General features: G+C 67.9%; 19 protein-coding genes. 13 read left to right on the top strand and 6 right to left on the bottom strand.

The window, feature by feature from the left end; all coding sequences use genetic code 11:
* The first annotated feature begins 21 nt into the window (after window positions 1-21).
* The 7 genes from G3I17_RS09360 (at window position 22) to G3I17_RS09330 (ending at window position 6,063) form a co-directional block, all read left to right on the top strand.
* A complete protein-coding gene (locus G3I17_RS09360) occupies window positions 22-1,098 on the top strand; it encodes an OmpA family protein (protein WP_164595532.1) in 1,077 nt (358 codons plus the stop codon).
* Between the two features lie 284 nt (window positions 1,099-1,382).
* The gene (locus tag G3I17_RS09355; protein WP_343238252.1) at window positions 1,383-1,736 is read left to right on the top strand and encodes a thioredoxin family protein; all 354 of its coding nucleotides are present in this window, start codon (window positions 1,383-1,385) and stop codon (window positions 1,734-1,736) included.
* Window positions 1,737-1,782: 46 nt separating this feature from the next.
* Window positions 1,783-2,631: an RDD family protein gene (locus G3I17_RS09350; RefSeq protein ID WP_164595623.1), complete on the top strand. Its 849-nt coding sequence runs from the start codon at window positions 1,783-1,785 to the stop codon at window positions 2,629-2,631.
* Between the two features lie 291 nt (window positions 2,632-2,922).
* Window positions 2,923-3,375 carry a DUF4395 domain-containing protein gene (locus G3I17_RS09345; RefSeq protein WP_164595530.1) on the top strand — a complete coding sequence of 151 codons (453 nt, stop codon included), beginning with the start codon at window positions 2,923-2,925 and terminating at the stop codon, window positions 3,373-3,375.
* Between the two features lie 11 nt (window positions 3,376-3,386).
* Window positions 3,387-4,235 (top strand): sulfurtransferase, encoded by an 849-nt coding sequence (locus G3I17_RS09340; RefSeq protein ID WP_164595529.1) that lies wholly within the window; start codon window positions 3,387-3,389, stop codon window positions 4,233-4,235.
* Window position 4,236: 1 nt separating this feature from the next.
* Window positions 4,237-4,533 carry a DUF1416 domain-containing protein gene (locus G3I17_RS09335; protein WP_164595528.1) on the top strand — a complete coding sequence of 99 codons (297 nt, stop codon included), beginning with the start codon at window positions 4,237-4,239 and terminating at the stop codon, window positions 4,531-4,533.
* Window positions 4,534-4,836: 303 nt separating this feature from the next.
* A complete protein-coding gene (locus tag G3I17_RS09330; RefSeq protein ID WP_164595527.1) occupies window positions 4,837-6,063 on the top strand; it encodes a choice-of-anchor P family protein in 1,227 nt (408 codons plus the stop codon).
* A 175-nt stretch (window positions 6,064-6,238) separates the two neighbouring features.
* On the opposite strand, the gene dtd is transcribed toward G3I17_RS09330, so the two are convergent.
* Complete coding sequence (gene dtd / locus G3I17_RS09325) at window positions 6,239-6,664, bottom strand: D-aminoacyl-tRNA deacylase (protein ID WP_164595526.1); 426 nt, start codon at window positions 6,662-6,664, stop codon at window positions 6,239-6,241.
* Between the two features lie 93 nt (window positions 6,665-6,757).
* On the opposite strand from dtd, the gene G3I17_RS09320 reads away from it, so the two are divergent.
* On the top strand, window positions 6,758-7,588 hold the full coding sequence (locus G3I17_RS09320) for a 3-keto-5-aminohexanoate cleavage protein (protein ID WP_164595525.1): 831 nt from the start codon (window positions 6,758-6,760) through the stop codon (window positions 7,586-7,588).
* Here G3I17_RS09320 and G3I17_RS09315 read toward each other — a convergent pair.
* Window positions 7,525-8,082: a hypothetical protein gene (locus G3I17_RS09315; RefSeq protein ID WP_164595524.1), complete on the bottom strand. Its 558-nt coding sequence runs from the start codon at window positions 8,080-8,082 to the stop codon at window positions 7,525-7,527. The genes G3I17_RS09320 and G3I17_RS09315 overlap by 64 nt on opposite strands.
* Window positions 8,079-9,323 carry a molybdopterin-dependent oxidoreductase gene (locus tag G3I17_RS09310; protein WP_164595523.1) on the bottom strand — a complete coding sequence of 415 codons (1,245 nt, stop codon included), beginning with the start codon at window positions 9,321-9,323 and terminating at the stop codon, window positions 8,079-8,081. The genes G3I17_RS09315 and G3I17_RS09310 overlap by 4 nt, the downstream gene beginning before the upstream one ends.
* A gap of 197 nt (window positions 9,324-9,520) precedes the next feature.
* On the opposite strand from G3I17_RS09310, the gene G3I17_RS09305 reads away from it, so the two are divergent.
* Window positions 9,521-10,084 (top strand): hypothetical protein, encoded by a 564-nt coding sequence (locus G3I17_RS09305; RefSeq protein WP_203589920.1) that lies wholly within the window; start codon window positions 9,521-9,523, stop codon window positions 10,082-10,084.
* Window positions 10,084-11,418 (top strand): hypothetical protein, encoded by a 1,335-nt coding sequence (locus G3I17_RS09300; RefSeq protein WP_164595522.1) that lies wholly within the window; start codon window positions 10,084-10,086, stop codon window positions 11,416-11,418. The genes G3I17_RS09305 and G3I17_RS09300 overlap by 1 nt, the downstream gene beginning before the upstream one ends.
* Before the next feature lie 27 nt (window positions 11,419-11,445).
* On the opposite strand, the gene G3I17_RS09295 is transcribed toward G3I17_RS09300, so the two are convergent.
* A complete protein-coding gene (locus G3I17_RS09295) occupies window positions 11,446-11,808 on the bottom strand; it encodes a DsrE family protein (protein WP_164595521.1) in 363 nt (120 codons plus the stop codon).
* Between the two features lie 164 nt (window positions 11,809-11,972).
* On the opposite strand from G3I17_RS09295, the gene G3I17_RS09290 reads away from it, so the two are divergent.
* Entirely contained in the window at window positions 11,973-12,467 is a 495-nt protein-coding gene (locus G3I17_RS09290) for an FABP family protein (protein ID WP_164595520.1), read from the top strand.
* Here G3I17_RS09290 and G3I17_RS09285 read toward each other — a convergent pair.
* Both G3I17_RS09285 and G3I17_RS09280 read right to left on the bottom strand, forming a co-directional pair.
* On the bottom strand, window positions 12,464-13,141 hold the full coding sequence (locus G3I17_RS09285) for a response regulator (protein ID WP_164595519.1): 678 nt from the start codon (window positions 13,139-13,141) through the stop codon (window positions 12,464-12,466). The two genes, G3I17_RS09290 and G3I17_RS09285, sit on opposite strands and share 4 nt — an antisense overlap.
* Window positions 13,134-14,390: an ATP-binding protein gene (locus G3I17_RS09280; RefSeq protein ID WP_164595518.1), complete on the bottom strand. Its 1,257-nt coding sequence runs from the start codon at window positions 14,388-14,390 to the stop codon at window positions 13,134-13,136. Before G3I17_RS09280 ends, G3I17_RS09285 begins: the two co-directional genes overlap by 8 nt.
* Before the next feature lie 153 nt (window positions 14,391-14,543).
* On the opposite strand from G3I17_RS09280, the gene G3I17_RS09275 reads away from it, so the two are divergent.
* Both G3I17_RS09275 and G3I17_RS09270 read left to right on the top strand, forming a co-directional pair.
* Window positions 14,544-15,920 carry a cation:dicarboxylase symporter family transporter gene (locus tag G3I17_RS09275; RefSeq protein WP_164595517.1) on the top strand — a complete coding sequence of 459 codons (1,377 nt, stop codon included), beginning with the start codon at window positions 14,544-14,546 and terminating at the stop codon, window positions 15,918-15,920.
* 260 nt (window positions 15,921-16,180) lie between these two features.
* The gene (locus tag G3I17_RS09270; RefSeq protein ID WP_164595516.1) at window positions 16,181-17,767 is read left to right on the top strand and encodes a hypothetical protein; all 1,587 of its coding nucleotides are present in this window, start codon (window positions 16,181-16,183) and stop codon (window positions 17,765-17,767) included.
* Window positions 17,768-17,801 lie beyond the last annotated feature (34 nt).

The raw sequence follows: 17,801 nt of genomic DNA, 5'->3' as shown, positions 1-17,801 counted from the left end.
AGTTGTTTACTCGCGATTGCGGTGACCGCGGCGCTGGCGGCTTGCAGCGACACCGAAAATCCGGCGGCCACCGGCTCGGTTCCGCCGTCCGGGCCGACCTCGGTGACGGCCCCCGCGACTCCGGGCACGCCGTCGTCCACCAGTACGACACCGACGGCCACGCCGGATCCTGAGTGCGCCCCTGGCCCCGGCCGGACGGTCAGGCAACTGGCCCCGCTGAGCGTGCCCGAGGTGGTCGTCGCGCCGCTGACCTATGACGACAACGGTGTCCAGAAGACCGCGCTCGAGGGTTTCACCATCCCGGCCCAGCTCGTCAGCGCCGGCTGCGTGATCCAGTACGACGCTCCCGGTGGCTGCCTGGGCGCGGTCAGGATCACCGGCGCGACGATTCCGCCGGTGACGATCCCGGGCAGCGTGCTGGCCGGGAGCCAGCAGGAGTTCGCCGGCGTGACCGTGCGCGGGTCGGCGGCTCCGGCGGTGACCTCGCCCCAGATCTGCCAGGTGGAGACCAAGGGCGTGTTACCCACAGTGACCCGCAAGGGCGTAGTGCGGCGTGGGATCTCGCGGAACGGCGCTGCCAGGCCGGGTGGGTTCGTGAAAGGTAACGGGACCGTCCCGGATCTCCGGATACAGACAGTGAAGGTGCCCGAGGTCAGGCTGCCCGATGTGGACGTCGATCCTGGCCGGCTGGAGTCGCGCAAGTTGCCCGGCCAGGACAAGGTCGACGTGTTCACCGGCGAGGGCAAGGTCTCCTACGTCGCCCCAGGTGATGTGCTCTTCGACACCGAGCAGGCGACGATCCGGCCGGATGCGGCCAAGGCGCTGCACGCGATCGCGCTGAAGATCAAGGCCGGCTCCCCGACGGCGAAGCTGGTGGTCGAGGGTCATACGGACGACCGCGGCGACGCGACGTACGGGCTGCGGTTGTCCGAACGGCGGGCCCAGGCGGTCGCGCAGTACCTGATCGGGACCGAGCACTTCGCCGCCGCGCGGATCACCACCAAAGGCTTCGGCGAGACCGCACCGGCCGTTCCGAACACCTCGGATGCGAATCGGCAGAAAAACCGCCGGGTGGTCATCACCGTTGCGTCCCGCTGATCCTTCCCCGTCAAATACCGAGGGTGGTTCTAAACGCCCGTTTGAACCGGCGCTGAGCTTTTCCCGGCGGTCGTTGCCGAGTTCTCACTTTTCGTCACCAGGTCCACAGGGTGAACGGCCGGTTGAGCTTAATGGGCACCGACGTACTCTGGATTGTCATGAGCCCAGGGATCATCGTGCTGGTCAGCGCCGTCGCCCTCGGCGTCACGCTGAGCGTGCTCAAATCCCGCTTCGACGGGCGCTTCCGGGGCACCCGCGCCGTGCGTAGCGCCGAGAAGGACGCAGTGGAGGACAAGTCGACCCCGGCAGGCCGGATCACGGCCGCCGACATCGGGTCCGAGCTCGGCGAGCGGGCGACGATGCTGCAGTTCTCGTCGGCGTTCTGCGCGCCCTGCCGCGCGACCCGGCGGACGCTGGTCGAGGTCGAGGCCCTGGTCGACGGGGTCCGGCACGTCGAGCTGGATGCGGAGTCCCACCTGGAGCTGGTCCGCCGGCTCGACATCATGCGTACGCCGACAGTGCTGGTGCTCGACGCGACCGGCGCGATCGTGACTCGCGCGAGCGGCCAGCCCCGCAAGGCAGACGTGATCGCCGCCCTCGGCGCGGCCGTGGAAACAACCAGACCCGCTGACCGGTAGCGGCCCCGGATAGCGGAGTGGACCGCTGGTACGTGATGCTTTGGCGATGAGCTTCCCAGCCGGTTGGTACGACGATCCGCAGGACCCTACCCAGCAGAGGTATTGGGCCGGCGACTCCTGGACCGACTACCGCCGGCCCCGCGAGGGCCCGCCGCCGTACCAGGGCCAGTTCGGCCAGCAGGCCCCTGTCCAGCCCGGCATACAAGATCAGCCCGGTCAGCCCGGTCAGCCCGGCGTGCAAGGCCAGCCGGGCATGGGTCGGGAGGGCTACGGGCAGCAGGCGCCCTACCCGCAGGCGCCGTACCCGCAGCAGGGCTTCGGCTACGCCCCGATGGTCCCGTCGACCCCTGATGGCCAGCCGCTGTCGGGCTGGTGGCGCCGGGTGGGTGCGCGTCTCCTCGACGGCATCCTGCTGTTCTTCATCACCCTGCCATTCGTCGGCTACTTCTACTGGCGCTTTGCGCAGATCGTCTTCGACACCCTGGAGGACGAGTACGACCGGGGAGTGGCAGGCGGCACGCCGACGTTCAGCGGCGAGATCCCGTCGGAGGCGTACCAGTGGATCATCCCGGCGGCGGCGATCTCGCTGGTCATCGGGTTCCTGTACGAGTTCCTCTTCCTCACCCGCAAGGGCGCGACCCCCGGCAAGATGGCGGCCGGTATCAGCGTGCGGCTGCGTGACGTCCCCGGCCCGCCGCCCGCCTCGGCCGTCCTCAAGCGGTTCGGCGTCGACTACGGCCTCCAGTTGCTCGGCTGGATCCCCACGGTCGGCACCTTGTTCAGCTTCCTGGGACTGATCAACTACCTGTGGCCGCTCTGGGACACCAACAAGCAGGCGCTGCACGACAAGGTCGCCAAGACCAACGTGGTCCGCGGCCCGCAGCAGCGCCGCTGACCCCGGCCCGCGAGGGCTCGTCCGGAATGTGATCAGTTGTCTCGCCAGATGGGACCATTGCTGGTGGTCCCGTCTGGTTTCCGTACTCTCGTGAACGTGGAGTACACGACATGGCTGACCAAGCGCAGGGCAGTGGACAACTGCCGCATGCGCTCGTCCCTGTGTCGTACCCACTGACCAGGCGGCGTCCCGAGCGCTCCGGAACCGGTAGCTGAGCACGGTTCCCAGTACGTCGCCTCCCGCAGCCCCGGGCGGGTTCGGCTCGAACCACCTCCTTCTCCGGGAGTCGTCATGTCCAGTCCGGCGACACAGCAACCCCAGGTCGACCCGCGCGGGCTCCGCTTCGCCGCGGCGCTGACCACGGTGGTCCTCGCACTCACCCTGGTGCTCAACAATCCGTGGTTCCTCGCCGTCCAGGCCGTCGTGTTCGCGATCTCGGTCGTCTTCGGCGTCCAGGCCTCGCCGTACGGGCAGCTGTTCAAGCGGCTGATCCGGCCCCGGCTCGGCCCGCCGAAGGAGCTGGAGGACGCGGCCCCGCCGCGGTTCGCGCAGCTGGTCGGGCTCGTCTTCGCCGTCCTCGGCCTGATCGGGTACTTCGCCGGCGTCGAGCTGCTCGGCGTGGTCGCCACCGGGTTCGCCCTGGTCGCGGCGTTCGTGAACGCCGCCGTCGGACTCTGCCTCGGCTGCGAGGCCTATCTGCTGATCCAACGCATCCGTACGCCATCCACCGCTACTACTTCTTAGGAGCAGCATTCATGAGCAGGGAATCCGCTCTCGTCTCGGCCGACTGGGTCGAGGAGCACAAGAGTGACGCAAACATCGTCCTCATCGAGGTCGACGAGGACGTATCGGCGTACGACGCCGGCCACATCGCCGGTGCGATCAAGCTGGACTGGAAGGACGACCTCCAGGACCAGGTCCGGCGCGACTTCGTCAACCAGGAGCAGTTCTCCGCGCTGCTGTCCGAGCGTGGCGTGAAGAACGACGACACCGTCGTGCTCTACGGCGGCAACAACAACTGGTTCGCGGCCTACGCGTACTGGTACTTCAAGCTCTACGGCCACGGTGACGTCCGCCTGCTCGACGGCGGCCGCAAGCGCTGGGAGCTGGACAGCCGCGAGCTGACCGACGATGCCGTCAAGCGCGAGGCCACCGAGTACCAGGCCAAGGAGCCGAACCTCGAGATCCGCGCCTTCCGCGACGAGGTTAACGAGGCGATCGGCGTGAAGAACCTGGTCGACGTGCGCAGCCCCGACGAGTACGCCGGCCGGCTGCTCGCCCCGGCCCACCTGCCGCAGGAGCAGGCCCAGCGCGCGGGTCACATCCCGACCGCGGTCAGCATCCCGTGGAGCAAGACGGCCAACGACGACGGCACCTTCCGCGTCGACGACGAGCTGAAGACCCTGTACGCCGACGCCGGCCTGGACTTCGGCAAGGACACCATCGCGTACTGCCGGATCGGCGAGCGCTCGGCGCACAGCTGGTTCGTGCTGCACGAGATCCTCGGCCAGGAGAACGTCAAGAACTACGACGGTTCGTGGACCGAGTGGGGTTCGCTGGTCGGCGTACCGGTGGCGCTCGGCGACGAGCCCGGGAAGGCCTGACATGTGCGGCGCGAAGAAGGGCGGCCTCGACCTCAAGGGGGTCGACGTCGACAAGGAAGCCGTGATCCAGGGCCAGGTACTGCGCGGCGAGGAGCCGGTCAACGGCGCCTACGTGCGGCTGCTCGACTCCACTGGTGAGTTCACGGCAGAGGTCCCGACGTCCGCGACCGGGCATTTCCGCTTCTTCGCGGCGCCCGGCACGTGGACCCTGCGCACGCTGGCGCCGAAGGCCGACCCGGTCGACCACCAGGTGGTGGCGCAGTACGGCGAGGTGGCCGAGGTGGCCGTCGCCGTCTGATCCTGTAGTTTGCTGACCCCGAAGGGCCCGTTTGCTTGCGCGACGGGCCCTTCGGCCTTGTTCCAGCCCTGTGCCGATCTTCCTTACGGCACAGGGTTTTCGTTGTTCTGTCAGTGAGTCCGGGGTGGCGTTGATCTCATGGGACGGAGTTACGCGCAAGATCTCGTTTCTCACGGGGCGGCTGATTGGATAACGGTTTGATCTCGGAGCGGGGTCTGGTCGTTACCTACTGCAACCGGGTGAGTTGTGTCTGTGTCCTGGCCCGCTCACTAGGGTCACGTCATCACTCAGGGAGGAGGGGTCATGAGACCCCGCATCGGATACAAGAAGCTCGCTGCCGTCGGAGTTGCGGCGGTTGTCGGCGTAGCTTCGACGATCGCGCTGACCTCGGGTTCGGCGTCCGCCGCGCCGGTGTTTGGCTACAGCGGTTACTCGTTCGGCACCGGGATCGAGGCCGGCATCGTCCAGCACGGCCCGAACGTCGTCGCACAGTTCAGCTGCACCACGAACTCGAGCGCGAAAGACCGCAACGATCTCGCCACCGCGAACGTGAACAACCAGGCGATCGCGCAGACCGTCACCACCGACACCCACGCGTTCAACGACGCGCACGGCAACGGTGTGACCAGCAACGCGACCGCCGCCGACATCAAGGTCGGCAACCTGCTGCACCTGGTCGGCGCCAAGACGACGACCACGTCGGTCTACAAGAACGGCCAGCTGTCCTACACGGGCAACACCACCTTCGCCGCGGTGAAGATCGGTGGCGTCAACGTTCCGTCGCTGCTGAAGCCGAGCCCGAACTTCAAGGTCGCCATCCCGGGCCTGGGCTACATCGTGCTGAACCGCGTCGGTGGCGTGAAGACCAGCGCAGGCATCTACTCGTACGCGCAGGCCGTCGTGCTGCACGCGAACGTGAAGAACAAGTACATCCCCGAGGGCGTCGACGTCGCGGTCCTGAAGACGCGCGCGGAGATCACCAAGCCGGCCACGGCCATGGTGATGGGTGACGCCTACGTCTCGACCGTTCAGGTCGACAAGCTGGTCAAGTCGGGCAAGACCTCCTACCAGGCCACCTGCCAGGGCACGGAAGGAAAGACGGTCAAGAACTCGATCGCCGGTGTCGAGGTCCCGAAGGTCGCTTCCGTGGGTGCTGCTTACACCACGAAGTGGGGCTACATGGGCGCCGAGAAGTCGGCCGTCAAGTTCACCTCGCACGTCGCGGGTGTGCGGGTCGGCAGCATCCAGATCGGTGCCATCGAGTCCTCCGCGTCCGCGTGGAAGACCAAGGACGGCAAGGTCGGTCTGGACCACTCCTCGAGTGTTGCCTCGATCAAGGTCGGCAAGAAGACCTACCAGGTCGCGACCGGCCCGAACGCAACTCTGGACATCCCCGGCGTCGCCAAGCTGACCTTCAACCAGGTCGTGCGTCAGAGCCGGTACGTGTCCGTGAACGCGCTGGTGATCGACGTGTACAGCCTGAACACCAAGGTTGTCCTCGGCCACTCGGCCGCCGGTGTGATCGGCTGATCCAGCCACCCGCACCATCACCTCGCTGAGCCGAACCTCACCGATTCAGCCAGGTACCTCGGACCCCCGGTCCGGATCCTCGAGATCCGGCCCGGGGGTCCGTTCGTTGCCGGCCCTTGCCGCTTACGTCCGAAGAACTGGTGAGACGTCTGCGCACTTCTTCGGACGTAAGGGGTCAGGCGTCGAGGATGAGGGTGACGGGGCCGTCGTTGGTGAGGGCGACCTGCATGTCGGCGCCGAAGCGGCCGCGCTCGACCTTGGCGCCGAGGGCCTCCAGCGCGGCGCAGAACGCGTCGTACAAGGGTTCTGAGACGGGACCGGGGGCGGCGGCGCTCCAGGATGGGCGGCGGCCCTTGCGGGTGTCGGCGTACAGGGTGAACTGGCTGATGGCGAGGATCGGGGCCTGTTCGTCGGCGCAGGAGCGCTCGTCGCGCAGGATTCGGAGCGTCCAGATCTTCGCGGCCAGGGCGGCCGCCTTCTCGGTGGTGTCGTCATGGGTGACGCCCAGCAGGACCATCAGGCCGGGCCCGCCGATCGCGCCGACCACCTCGCCGTCGACCGTCACCGATGCCTGGCTCACGCGCTGCGCTACTGCTCTCATGGGTCCATCCTGCCAAGCCGGACATCGTCCGGTCATCGAGGTCCTTCGCCGGTGAATATCCCGTTTCGGACCGCGATCTGGCACGATTCATCCATGATGTCGACGTTGATCACCGTTGCCCCCACCGGTGCCGAGACCGCGAAGGCGGACTACCCGGCGCTGCCCACCACGCTCGACGAGCTGGTCGAGACGGCGAAGCGCTGCGAGGCAGCCGGGGCCGCGATGATCCATATCCACATCCGCGACGCCGAGCACCGGCCGACGCTGGACCTCGGCCGGCTGACCGAGACGGTGACCGCGGTCCGGGAGAACACCGCGCTGATCGTGCAACTGTCAACCGGCGGTGCCGTGACGGACCCGTTCGACCACCGCCTGCGGGTGCTGGACGCCGCCCCGGACTCCTGCTCGCTGACGATGGGCACGGTCAACTTCGGTGACGACGTCTTCATGAACCCGTGGCCGTTCGTCACCGAGCTCTACCAGCTCAGCCAGGAGCGCGAGGTGGTACCGGAGTTCGAGCTGTTCGACCTCGGTCACGTCGCGGCGCTCGGCCGGCTGCTGGACAAGTTCGGCCTGCCGTACGGCGGCAAGGTGCACTGCGACCTGGTGATGGGCGTCCCGGGTGGCATGCCCGGTACTGCGGACGCATTGGTTGCTGCGGTCAACGGTCTTCCCGCGGCGGTGACGTCTTGGTCGGCCACCGGTGTCGGCCGTACGACGCTGCCGATCGCGCTGGCCGCGTTGTCGAAGGGCGGCCACCTCCGGGTGGGGATGGAGGACACGCTCACGCTGGCCAAGGGGCAGCCGGTTGCCCACAATGCGGAGCTGGTCGAGCGCGCGGCGGCTCTTGCGACGCTGGCTCAGCGTCCGCCGATGTCGCCCGACGAGGCCCGCGACCTGCTGAACGTCAAGCGCCGTCGCTGAACCACCAGTACGAGCACGCCCACCGCCACGATGGTGGCCTCCAGCAACAACCAGTCGCGGAGATAGTCGCGCGGCAGCACGGTCGGGTTGACGCCCTTGCCTTGTCTGATCAGCAAGGGGATCGCGATCAGCGTCGTCACCCCGACGTACAGGAGGGTCGTACGGACGGTACCGACCAAGCGGTGGCGGTCGGGGCCCATCGCCCAGTGGGTCACCAGCCAGCCGGCGCTCACCGTCAACGGCACCAGGAAGAAGTCGTCGACAACGACCGCGCCACCAAGCCACAAAGGTAAGCGCACCAGGGCGTCCACGCTCACCGCCTGCAGCAACAACCGCAAACCACAGAGCCCGAAGCCGACACCGAAGACACCGAGCGCAACTCGCGCGACCCGTGCCCCGGCGGGGGTGGCAGCCACGGCCTCTGCGGGGATGGTGGTGGGGGCCTGTTCTGCTGGAGCCTCGGGCTGGTCTGCCGGTGGCTTCTCCGCGGTCATTTGAGTACCTCCAGGCGGTGGACCCATTTGGTTTGGAAGATGCCGGGGCGGTTGGGGGCGATGATGCGGGCGGGGAAGCCGTGGTCGAGATCCAGGTCGGTGCCGTTCAGGCGGAGGGCGAGCAGGGTGAGCGGGTCCTCGGCGAACTGCGGCGGCAGCTCGCTGGTGGCGTAGAAGCCGCCCTTCTCCATCGAGACGACCCGGAGGTGCGAGCCTTCCGGGGCTTCGCAGAGCTTCAAGAGATCGCGGATCCGGATGCCTTCCCAGCGGGCGCCTTGGCTCCAGCCTTCTACGCAGGCGATCGGCAGGGCTGATCGGCTCTGGGGCAAGGCTCGTAGCTGGTCGAGGCTGTAGGAGAGTTGGGCCGGGCCGGCGACCGTGAAGCGCCAGGTGGTGTCGACGGCGACGACTCCGGCAGCCTCGGCGGTTCTGTTGACCGGCAGGCCTTGGGGGCCGATGTCGGGTTTGCGCGGGGAGAGCACGGCGATCGGCCCGAGGGCGGGGACGGATTGGCCGACCGAGGCGATGCCGACGAGTGAGGCGGCGCCGGCGACGGTACGGAACAGGCCACGGCGGCTCAGCCCGGTGATTGCTGGTGGCAACGAGTCCGCGGGGCGCGGTACCGGCGTACCGGCATCGGGTTGGGGGTTTGGTAGCTCGGCGAACTGCGGCACCGGCGTACGGTCGGCTGGTGTTCGGCGCCAGTTGGCGATGATGAGCGGGAGCTTGACCGCTAGGTGGACGAGCAGGGCGCCGATGATGATCCAGGCGAGGGCGTAGTGCGTTTCCTTGAAGGGGAACGGCCAGGGATACCACTGCAGGGTGTTGAGGAAGCCGATGAAGAGTTCCAGCGCCAGTGCCGAGACCAGGACAAGGATCGAGCCGCGCTCGAGGACGGTGCCGAGTGCCTTGCGGCTCGGCGGCCAGGGCAGCTTCGCGAAGAGCTTCGGGTAGACGGTCCACAGTTTCGCCAGCAGGAGCGGGACGGAGACGATTCCGCTCAGCACGTGCAGGCCCTGCGTGACCCGGTACAGGGAAGCGGGGCGGGTAGGGATCGCGAGCCAGCCGGGTGTCGCCTGCTGGAAGTGGCTGAACAGCCCGGTCAGGAAGCAGATCGTGATCGCCACCCCGAGCCAGCGGCCGAGCACCGTGGCGGTCCGCGGGTGGTGCAACGGCGACGGGAAGGATTCCTCCGTGGGCGGCTGCGGCAGCGGCAACTTCGGTAACTGCGGCAACTTCATGGTTCTCATCACAACGCAGAAACCGCGCACCCGACGGTCGCCTCCGGTTACTGCTCGCGAACGCTCAGCCGGTACTACCCGCCGGCGCTTACAGCTCCCGAACGAGACCCGCTATCCACAGGCTGGGGGTTGCGTCCGAGCAGGATGCCACCTCGTCGCCTTAGGCTGGGCAGGTTCGAGGGAGAGGAGCGGGACAGGTGAGGACGCAGCAGCGGACGTCGGACGATGACGAGCGCGCTCTGGCCGATCTCGCGGAGGTGTCCGACTGGAAGCGCGTCTGGGGTCCGCCCGAGACGGGGCTGGACGCGATTCGCGCCCTGGTGTCGCGCGTCACCGCGGCCACCGGCTGGCGTCCCTGGGCTCCCGGCAACATCGACCCGAGCCGCTACACCTGGGGTCTCGTCACCCCGCGTCAGACCGTGATGCTGGTGCTGCCAGACGCAGTACTGCCGGACAGCCCGCGCAGTGGGTGGTCGGCGTACGAGATCGCTCCGGAAGAGGTCGGGGACGCCGAGGACGGTCTCGACGACCACTGGCCGGAGCAGTTGGAGCTCGCCCGGCGGTACTGGGGACAGCCCGTGTTCGTCGGACCGGGGAGCGATCCGCGGATCCCGCTGGAATGGCGCGGGCGACGACGGCATCTGGCAGTCTGGCTACGACCCGGCGCTGAGATGCACCTGTACGCGACCCAGCCCGAGGCGACGCCGGCCACGACCAGTGCCGGCTTCGGGTACTCCGTCTATGCGAGCGAGGTGGCCTGATGGCGTCGATCGAGGAAGAGGTCCTGCAGGATCTCTACCGGGTCTTCCAGCAGGTCCGGGAGTTCTCCGCCCGGCTGCTCCGCAAGCGCACGCCCGACCTGTCGCGGCTGATGCGGGAAGCGCGGTCGCAGGACAACCACTGGCAGCTAGATGTTCACCGGGAACAGGAGCGTCGCTCCCTGGTCGAGGACCTGCAGAACGAGCGCAACCACAATCCGGAGTTCGCCGAGTCGATCGATCGGCTGCCCGACGACCAGCGCACGCAGCGGGTCGAGGCGGAGGCGCGCTGGCAGCAGGACCAGCGGGACCGGATGGACGCCGACCCGAACCTGACGCCGGAGGACATCCAGCGCGAGGTGGCGGAGCAGCGCGACGTCGACCACAACGGGCTCGACGACCGCGAGGATCAGCAGCGTCAGACCGAGGACGACCTCGAGCGGAACGTCGTCGACCCCAACGGCAACGGCGAGATCGACGCCGTCGAGCAGCGCCAGGCGGCCCAGGCGGAGCGCGACGCCGAGCAGGCGCGGGAGCGCGAGCGCGAGCGGAACGCGGAAGCACGCGAGACCGAAGAGGCACGCGGAGGCGACGCGCTCCCAGCGGTCGCCGCCGCCGGAGCCGGTGCGGTCGTCGCCGCCGAAGAGGCAGCCGAAGAGTTGGAGGAGCGCCAGGACCACGAGGCGCTGGACGACCAACAACAGAACAACCAACTACTGAACGACGACGGCACCACACCACCAGTACTCGGCGAAGACGCACAACAGCCCGGGCTAGACCAGGACCTCGGGCTGGACCAGGACCGGGACCAGGGCGAGCCCGGGCGGGAGGACCGGATCCTCGATGAGGACGGTGCTGCGCCTGCGGTGATCGGTGAGGACGCGCAGCAATCCGGGCTGGACCAGGACGGGCTGGACCAGGACGGGCCGGATCAGAACGGGCAAGGGCGCGAGGGGCGGGAGGGGCAGATTGAGGTGGGGGAGGCTGGGCCTCAGCCGGGGTTGCCTACCGGTGGTGATCAGGCTGCGGCGGCGCGGACAGAGGACCTGAGCACGGAGCGGCAGCCGGATGTTGTTGATCGCGCTTTGGAAGATGCTCGGGCGCAGAACGGACAGGACGGTCCGGGGGAGCAGAACGGGCAGAACCAGATCCCCAAGGAGGAGCTCGACCGGCTGCGAGGCTTCCAGGAAGGCCAGGTCAGCGCCTCGGAGGCGACCCGGCCGCGTTCCGGTGAACCCGTCGAAGCAGGAGCGGGCGGTAAGAACCCCGGCGCCAGGGCAGCCGAGCTCCGATCCGAGAAGAGCAGCAAGCGCGACGGCCCCGGCATCGGCGAGTAGTTCGCGTGCGTACCGGCGGCGGGGGGATTAGTAGACGATTGCCTGTACGTCGTCGGTCAGGATCTCTTCGGTGAAGGCGGGGGCGCCGGCTATGCGGGTGCCGGGGAGTAGGTCGGCCTCGGTGAGGTCTCGGCGTTTGACGCATTGGGTGCACGCGGTTAGTTGGCCGCCGGCTAGTACTGCGGCCAGCAGGTCTGCCAGGGGTGCCGCGTGGGGCAACTCGAAGGCCTCGGCGCGGCCCGGTACGGCGAACCACACCGCCTCCCCGGTCAGCCAGAGCGACACCTGTGCGCCAGAGGCGACGGCCGTCGCGGCGACTGTCAGAGCCTGGTTGGCGCGCTCGGGTTCATCGGCGCCTGCGGTCAGCTTGATCACCAGCGTGCGGGACATCACGCCACCGTAGCCGAGTCCGCCGCGACCATCCCCTAGACTGGCGACGTGCTACACGTCATCTTCACGTCCCTGCTGGTGCTCGTCACCGTGTTCATGGGCTGGTTCTCCGCATTCGTCGTCTACCGGCTGTACCGCGGCCGTAGCGCGAGCTGAGGCGACCGATGGCGTTCGAGATCCCGCAGGACCTGCACCCCGACCTGATGCCGCTCGCCTGGCTGCTCGGCCGCTGGGAGGGTCGCGGACACGGTGACTACCCGTCGATCGAGAAGTTCGAGTTCGGGCAGCAGATCGACTTCAGCCACAACGGCAAGCCCTTCCTGCACTACGTCAGCCAGACCTACGTGGTCGGCGAGGACGGTAAGCGGGAGCGTCCGCTGGCGCTCGAGACGGGTTTCTGGCGGCCGAAGCCGGACAACAAGCTCGAGGTCGTGATGGCGCACCCGACGGGCTTCGCGGAGATCTGGTACGGCGAGATCGACGGCGCCAAGATCGAGATGCGCACCGACGTGGTGGCCCGGACCGTCACGGCCAAAGAGGTCAACGCCGGCCACCGGCTCTACGGCCTGGTCAAGGGCGAGCTGATGTGGGCCTACGACATGGCCGCTGAGGGCCTCCCGCTCCAGCCCCACCTCTGGGCAACGCTCGTCCGCGTCTAACTCTCGGAAACCCAGGAGTACTCGACTTTAGGGCGCCCGCTGCGCCCGTCGTACCGCTGGGTACGCAACGCCTGACCCTGGTCGGCCAGGTGTTCCAGGTAGCGCCGGGCCGTGATCCGCGACGTACCGATCGAGGTCGCGACCTCCTCGGCCGTCCAGCTCTCGCGGTTGCCGAGCAGGGTCACCACGCGATCCAGTACCGATCCCGCCAGGCCCTTGGGCACCGACGAGCTGGTTGCCGGATGCAACAACCTGTCGACCTCGTCCTGATCCGCGACGACCTGCCCCGACTCCGCCGCACGCCGCTGTCGCGCATAGGCGGTGAGCCGATCCCTCAACGTTTCAAAGGCGAACGGCTTCAGCACATACTGCACAACCCCGATCCGGGCAGCAGCCTGTACCGCGGCCACCTCGCGCGCAGCCGTCACGGCAACCACATCGGTTTGGTTGCCCGCAGCACGCATCCGGCGTACTACGTCGAGCCCGTGCCCATCGGGCAGATTCATGTCGAGCAAGACGAGATCGACCTGCTCGCCACTCAGAATGTGCAGCGCGCGGGCCGCAGTACCGGCCAGTCCGACGCAGACGAAGCCGGGCAGCCGATCGACGTACACGCGATGAGCCTCGGCCGCGACCGGATCGTCCTCGACCACCAGCACGCGCAGATCAGGCACTGGCGCTCACCGCCCGGGGCAACCGCACTCGCACAGTCAACGCCGGTACGTCGTCCAGCTCGGAGTCGGGGTCGACCATCAACGTCCCCTGCCAGCGCTCGACCGTACTGCGCACCAGCACCAGCCCCAACCCATGACCCGGCTCAGCCTTCGTCGTCCAGCCCCGCTCGAACATGCGAGCCAGCTCGGTCGCCCCCAACTCGGCGCCGGTGTTGGTCACCGCGAGGTCGATGAACTCCGCACTCGTCGACGCCTTCAACTCGACCCGTCGCGGCGCAGTACCACCGCGCGCGGCCTCGATCGCATTGTCGAGCAGATTGCCGACCACGGTGACGATGTCCTGCGCCGGCAGCCTGGTGTGCAGCGCCTCCGAGCCGAGCTCGAGCGTGAGCAGCACGCCACGCTCCTGCGCCTGGGCCAGCTTGGCGAGCAGCAGCGACGCGAGGACCGGGTCGCCGACCGTACCGACGACGCGATCGGTCATCGCCTGGGCGAGCTGCAGCTCGGAGACCGCGAACTCCCGTGCGCGCTCCGGCCGGCCGATCTCGATCAGGCTGACGACGGTGTGCAGGCGGTTCGACGCCTCGTGGTTCTGGGCTTGCAGCGACTCGGCCAGGCTGCGGACCGCGTCCAGCTCGCCGAGCAGCGCCTGTAGCTGGGTGTGGTCCCGCAGCGTGACGATCCGCCCGGACCGGGCCGGCTGCTGGTTGACCACGACGACCCCATGAGCACCGAGATGCAGTTCGTCGTACGCCGTCCGGCCGGCGCGCAGGAGGCCGGACAGGGTGGCCGGCAGATGGAGGTCCTCGACCGTCGCGCCCGGCTGGAGGTTGCGCAGACCGAGCAGCCGGCGGGCCTCGTCGTTGACCAGCTGGACGCGGCCGTGCGAGTCGATCAGGATCAGGCCTTCGCGCGCAGCCCGTAGTACTCCTTCGTAGAAGTCGAGCATCCAGGCGAGGGCTTGCGTCCCCATCCCTCGGGTCGTGTGCCGGACCCGCCAGGCGACCAGCGCGTTACCGGCCACCGCGACGCCCAGGATCAGGCTCGCGACGCCCAGCATGGACCGCAGTTCGAGCTCGATCAGGTCATTCCAGCCAGGTGGCGCGACCCCCGCTGCGGCGGCGTCCCGGTCAGCCTGGGTCCGGCTGTGCGCAAGCAGCACCATCCAGACCAGCAGGATCATCACCGCGACCATGGCCGTCTGCAGCCAGAGCACCTGGCGACGCAACTCCCACGGACGGCCGGTCATGCCGCCATTCTGCACACCAGTGTGCCAACTGGTCACCCGCGCGGCGCGCTGCGGGAACCGTTCGCGAACGATATGAACGAAATGCGCAGTTGGCCTGTGCGTCACGTCACAGTTACTCAGAACCCCGCCCGCCCGGCAAATCAGGAGTCCCCCATGGCGAGCCCCACCGCACCCCGACCGACGCCGGTCCGCAACGACCGGACCCACTTCCTCTACATCGCCGTCATCGTCGCCGTACTGCTCGGCATCGGTGTCGGATTCATCTTCCCGAGCTTCGCGATCGAGCTGAAACCGCTCGGTACCGGGTTCGTGAACCTGATCAAGATGATGATCAGCCCGATCATCTTCTGCACCCTGGTGCTCGGCATCGGGTCGGTCCGGCAAGCCGCAAGTGTCGGCAAGGTCGGTGGCCTCGCGCTCGTCTACTTCCTGGTGATGTCGACGGTCGCGCTCGCCATCGGCCTGATCGTCGGCAACCTGGTCCAGCCGGGTTCCGGGCTGAACCTGACCGACAAGCTGCGCGACGCCGGCCAGAAGCAGGCCTCCGGAGCGCACGAGACCACGACGGACTTCCTGCTCGGGATCATCCCGAAGACGATCGTCTCCTCGCTGACCGAGGGCGAGGTGCTGCAGACCGTGCTGGTGGCGCTGCTCGTCGGCTTCGCGCTGCAGGCGATGGGCAGCAAGGGCCAGCCGGTCCTGAACGGCATCGCGCACATCCAGCGGCTGGTCTTCAAGGTGCTGTCGATGATCATGTGGGCGGCCCCGATCGGCGCCTTCGGTGCGATCGCCGCGGTCGTCGGCGCGGCCGGCAGTACCGCGCTGGTCAGCCTGCTGAAGATCATGCTGGCCTTCTACCTGACCTGTCTGCTCTTCGTGATCGTTGTCCTGGGCACCATTCTGCGAGCGGTCGCCGGGATGTCGATCTTCCAGCTGCTCAAGTATCTGGGCCGTGAGTTCCTGCTGATCGTGTCGACCTCGTCGTCGGAGACCGCGCTGCCGCGACTGATCGGCAAGATGGAGCATCTGGGCGTCGACAAGTCGGTCGTCGGGATCACCGTTCCAACGGGCTACTCGTTCAACCTGGACGGGACCGCCATCTACCTGACGATGGCGTCGCTGTTCATCGCCGAGGCGATGGACCAGCCGTTCTCGATCGGTCAGCAGATCTCCCTGCTGGCGTTCATGATCCTCGCCTCGAAGGGCGCCGCCGGCGTCACCGGTGCGGGACTGGCGACGCTGGCCGGCGGTCTGCAGTCGCACCGGCCGGACCTCGTCGACGGCGTCGGCCTGATCGTCGGCATCGACCGGTTCATGTCCGAGGCCCGGGCGCTGACGAACTTCGCCGGCAACGCGGTCGCCACGGTCCTGGTCGGTCACTGGACCGGCGGGTTCGACAAGGAACAGGCTCGCCAGGTCTTCGCCGGCGAGGACCCGTTCGACGAGGAGGCCTTCGCGGCCGGCGACACCCATGCGGGCGACGTACCGGAGAGCACCACGCCGGCCGTCGACAAGGGGCCCGTTCACTAGACCACTCAGTACCCCGGACCGCCCGGCCCGCCGGGCGGTCCGGCCTCCAAGCCATCTGTCCCACCCCTCAGCGCTGCCCGTTGGCTCTCTCCTCCGCCGAGAGAGCCAGCGGGCAGCGCGCTTTCTGCCGGTACTACGGACCGCCTGGGGTTCGCAGTACCGGTAGGTCACGCGGTGTGAATAGGCAATCACTACCGATGTGGCGGATCGGCCGGCGGCTGTCTCCTGGATGTGTCAGATACCAGAGGGGGAGCACCGTAATGACCGATACCCGCTACACGGCAGTCTGGAAGCAGAGCACTGAGGGGGAGACCCAGGTCTATGGCTGGACGTACGAGGACTTCAAGAAGAAGTACGACGAGTTGTGGCCGCAGGGCTGGCGGCTGAAGTCGTTGCAGCCTGTCGTTCTGCCCGGTGACCAGGTGCGCTACTCCGCGGTGTGGAAGCAGAGCACCGAGGGCGAGACCCAGGTCTACGGCTGGACGTACGAGGACTTCAAGAAGAAGTACGACGAACTGTGGAAGCAGGGCTGGCGGCTCAAGCTCCTGCAGCCGTTCGTACTGGCCGGCAATCAGGTGCGCTACACCGCGGTCTGGAAGCAGAGCACCGAGGGCGAGACCCAGGTCTACGGCTGGACGTACGAGGACTTCAAGAAGAAGTACGACGAACTGTGGAAGCAGGGCTGGCGGCTCAAGCTCCTGCAGCCGTTCGTACTGGCCGGCAATCAGGTGCGCTACACCGCGGTCTGGAAGCAGAGCACCGAGGCCGAGACCCAGGTCTACGGCTGGACCTACGACGACTACCGCAAGAAGTACGACGAGCTGTGGAAGCAGGGCTGGCGCCTCAAGCTGCTCCAGCCGTTCTGGCTCGCTGGTCAGGGCACGCGCTACTCAGCCGTCTGGATCCAGAGCCAGGCAGCCGAGATCCAGGTGTACGGCTGGTCGTTCGACGACTACCGGCGCAACTACGACCAGCTGTGGAAGCAGGGCTGGCGGCTCAAGCTCCTACAGCCGTACGCCGGTGATCCGGAGCTGACCGGACTGGCTGCGAAGGCACTCAGTGCCTACCGTTCGACCGGTGGCGTGACCGGACCGCTCGGGCTACCGCTCGGTCCAGTGGCGGTGACCGCCGGGCAGGCGCGCTGGAGCACCACCAGTGGACACATCATCGCGCGGGCGTCCGGTGCTCCGGAGGTCTCCGCCGACGATCGGGTGGAGATTCATTTCGTCGGGTTCACCTGCCGTAAGGAGTCCACCGAGTTCAGCGGCAGCGACGAGCCGTATTTCGTGCTGTCCCATGTCGCACCGGGGCGGGCGGTCTCGAGCCTGTACAAGTTCCAGGACGTCGACAAGGGCGAGGAGGTGATCAGCCCGAAGCTGCTGATCGCCGATGCGCCGGTCATCACCAGCACGTTGCACGTGGCGATCTACGAGAACGACGAAGGATCGCCGAGCGAGGCGCGACGCAAGGTGGAGAAGGCGATGCAGAAGGCCGCCGAGGCGGCCGCTCAGGCAGCAGGGGCTTACGACATGACCACCGCGGCCGCGGGCAACGCCGGGGCGCTCAGCCCGTGGGCGGCGATCGGTGGCGGCCTGGTCGGCGGACCACTCGGTGCGCTCGTGGCAGGGGGGATCGTGGCCGCGTTCGGCCTCGGCGACGACTATGTCGGCGAGCGGGGTGCGACTCTCTTCGATCCGAAGGACGGCTACGACTCACCGCCGGACCGCGGGAAGGTGGGCGGTGAGTCGTACACGCACATGTTCCCCATCTCGTCCGGTGGCAGTGGCTCGTACGACGTCTACCTGCGGGTCCGGAAGGTCCGCGACCCGAGGCCGTACGTGGTCTGAGTCAGGCAGCGGTCCGCTGTCTCCGGGCAGCGGA

Origin of the sequence: Streptomyces sp. SID13031 (genome assembly GCF_010548305.1) — a bacterium.
GTDB lineage: Bacteria > Actinomycetota > Actinomycetes > Propionibacteriales > Kribbellaceae > Kribbella.
Note: the sequence above shows the minus strand (reverse complement) of the source record. Positions and strands in the feature narration are given on the sequence as shown.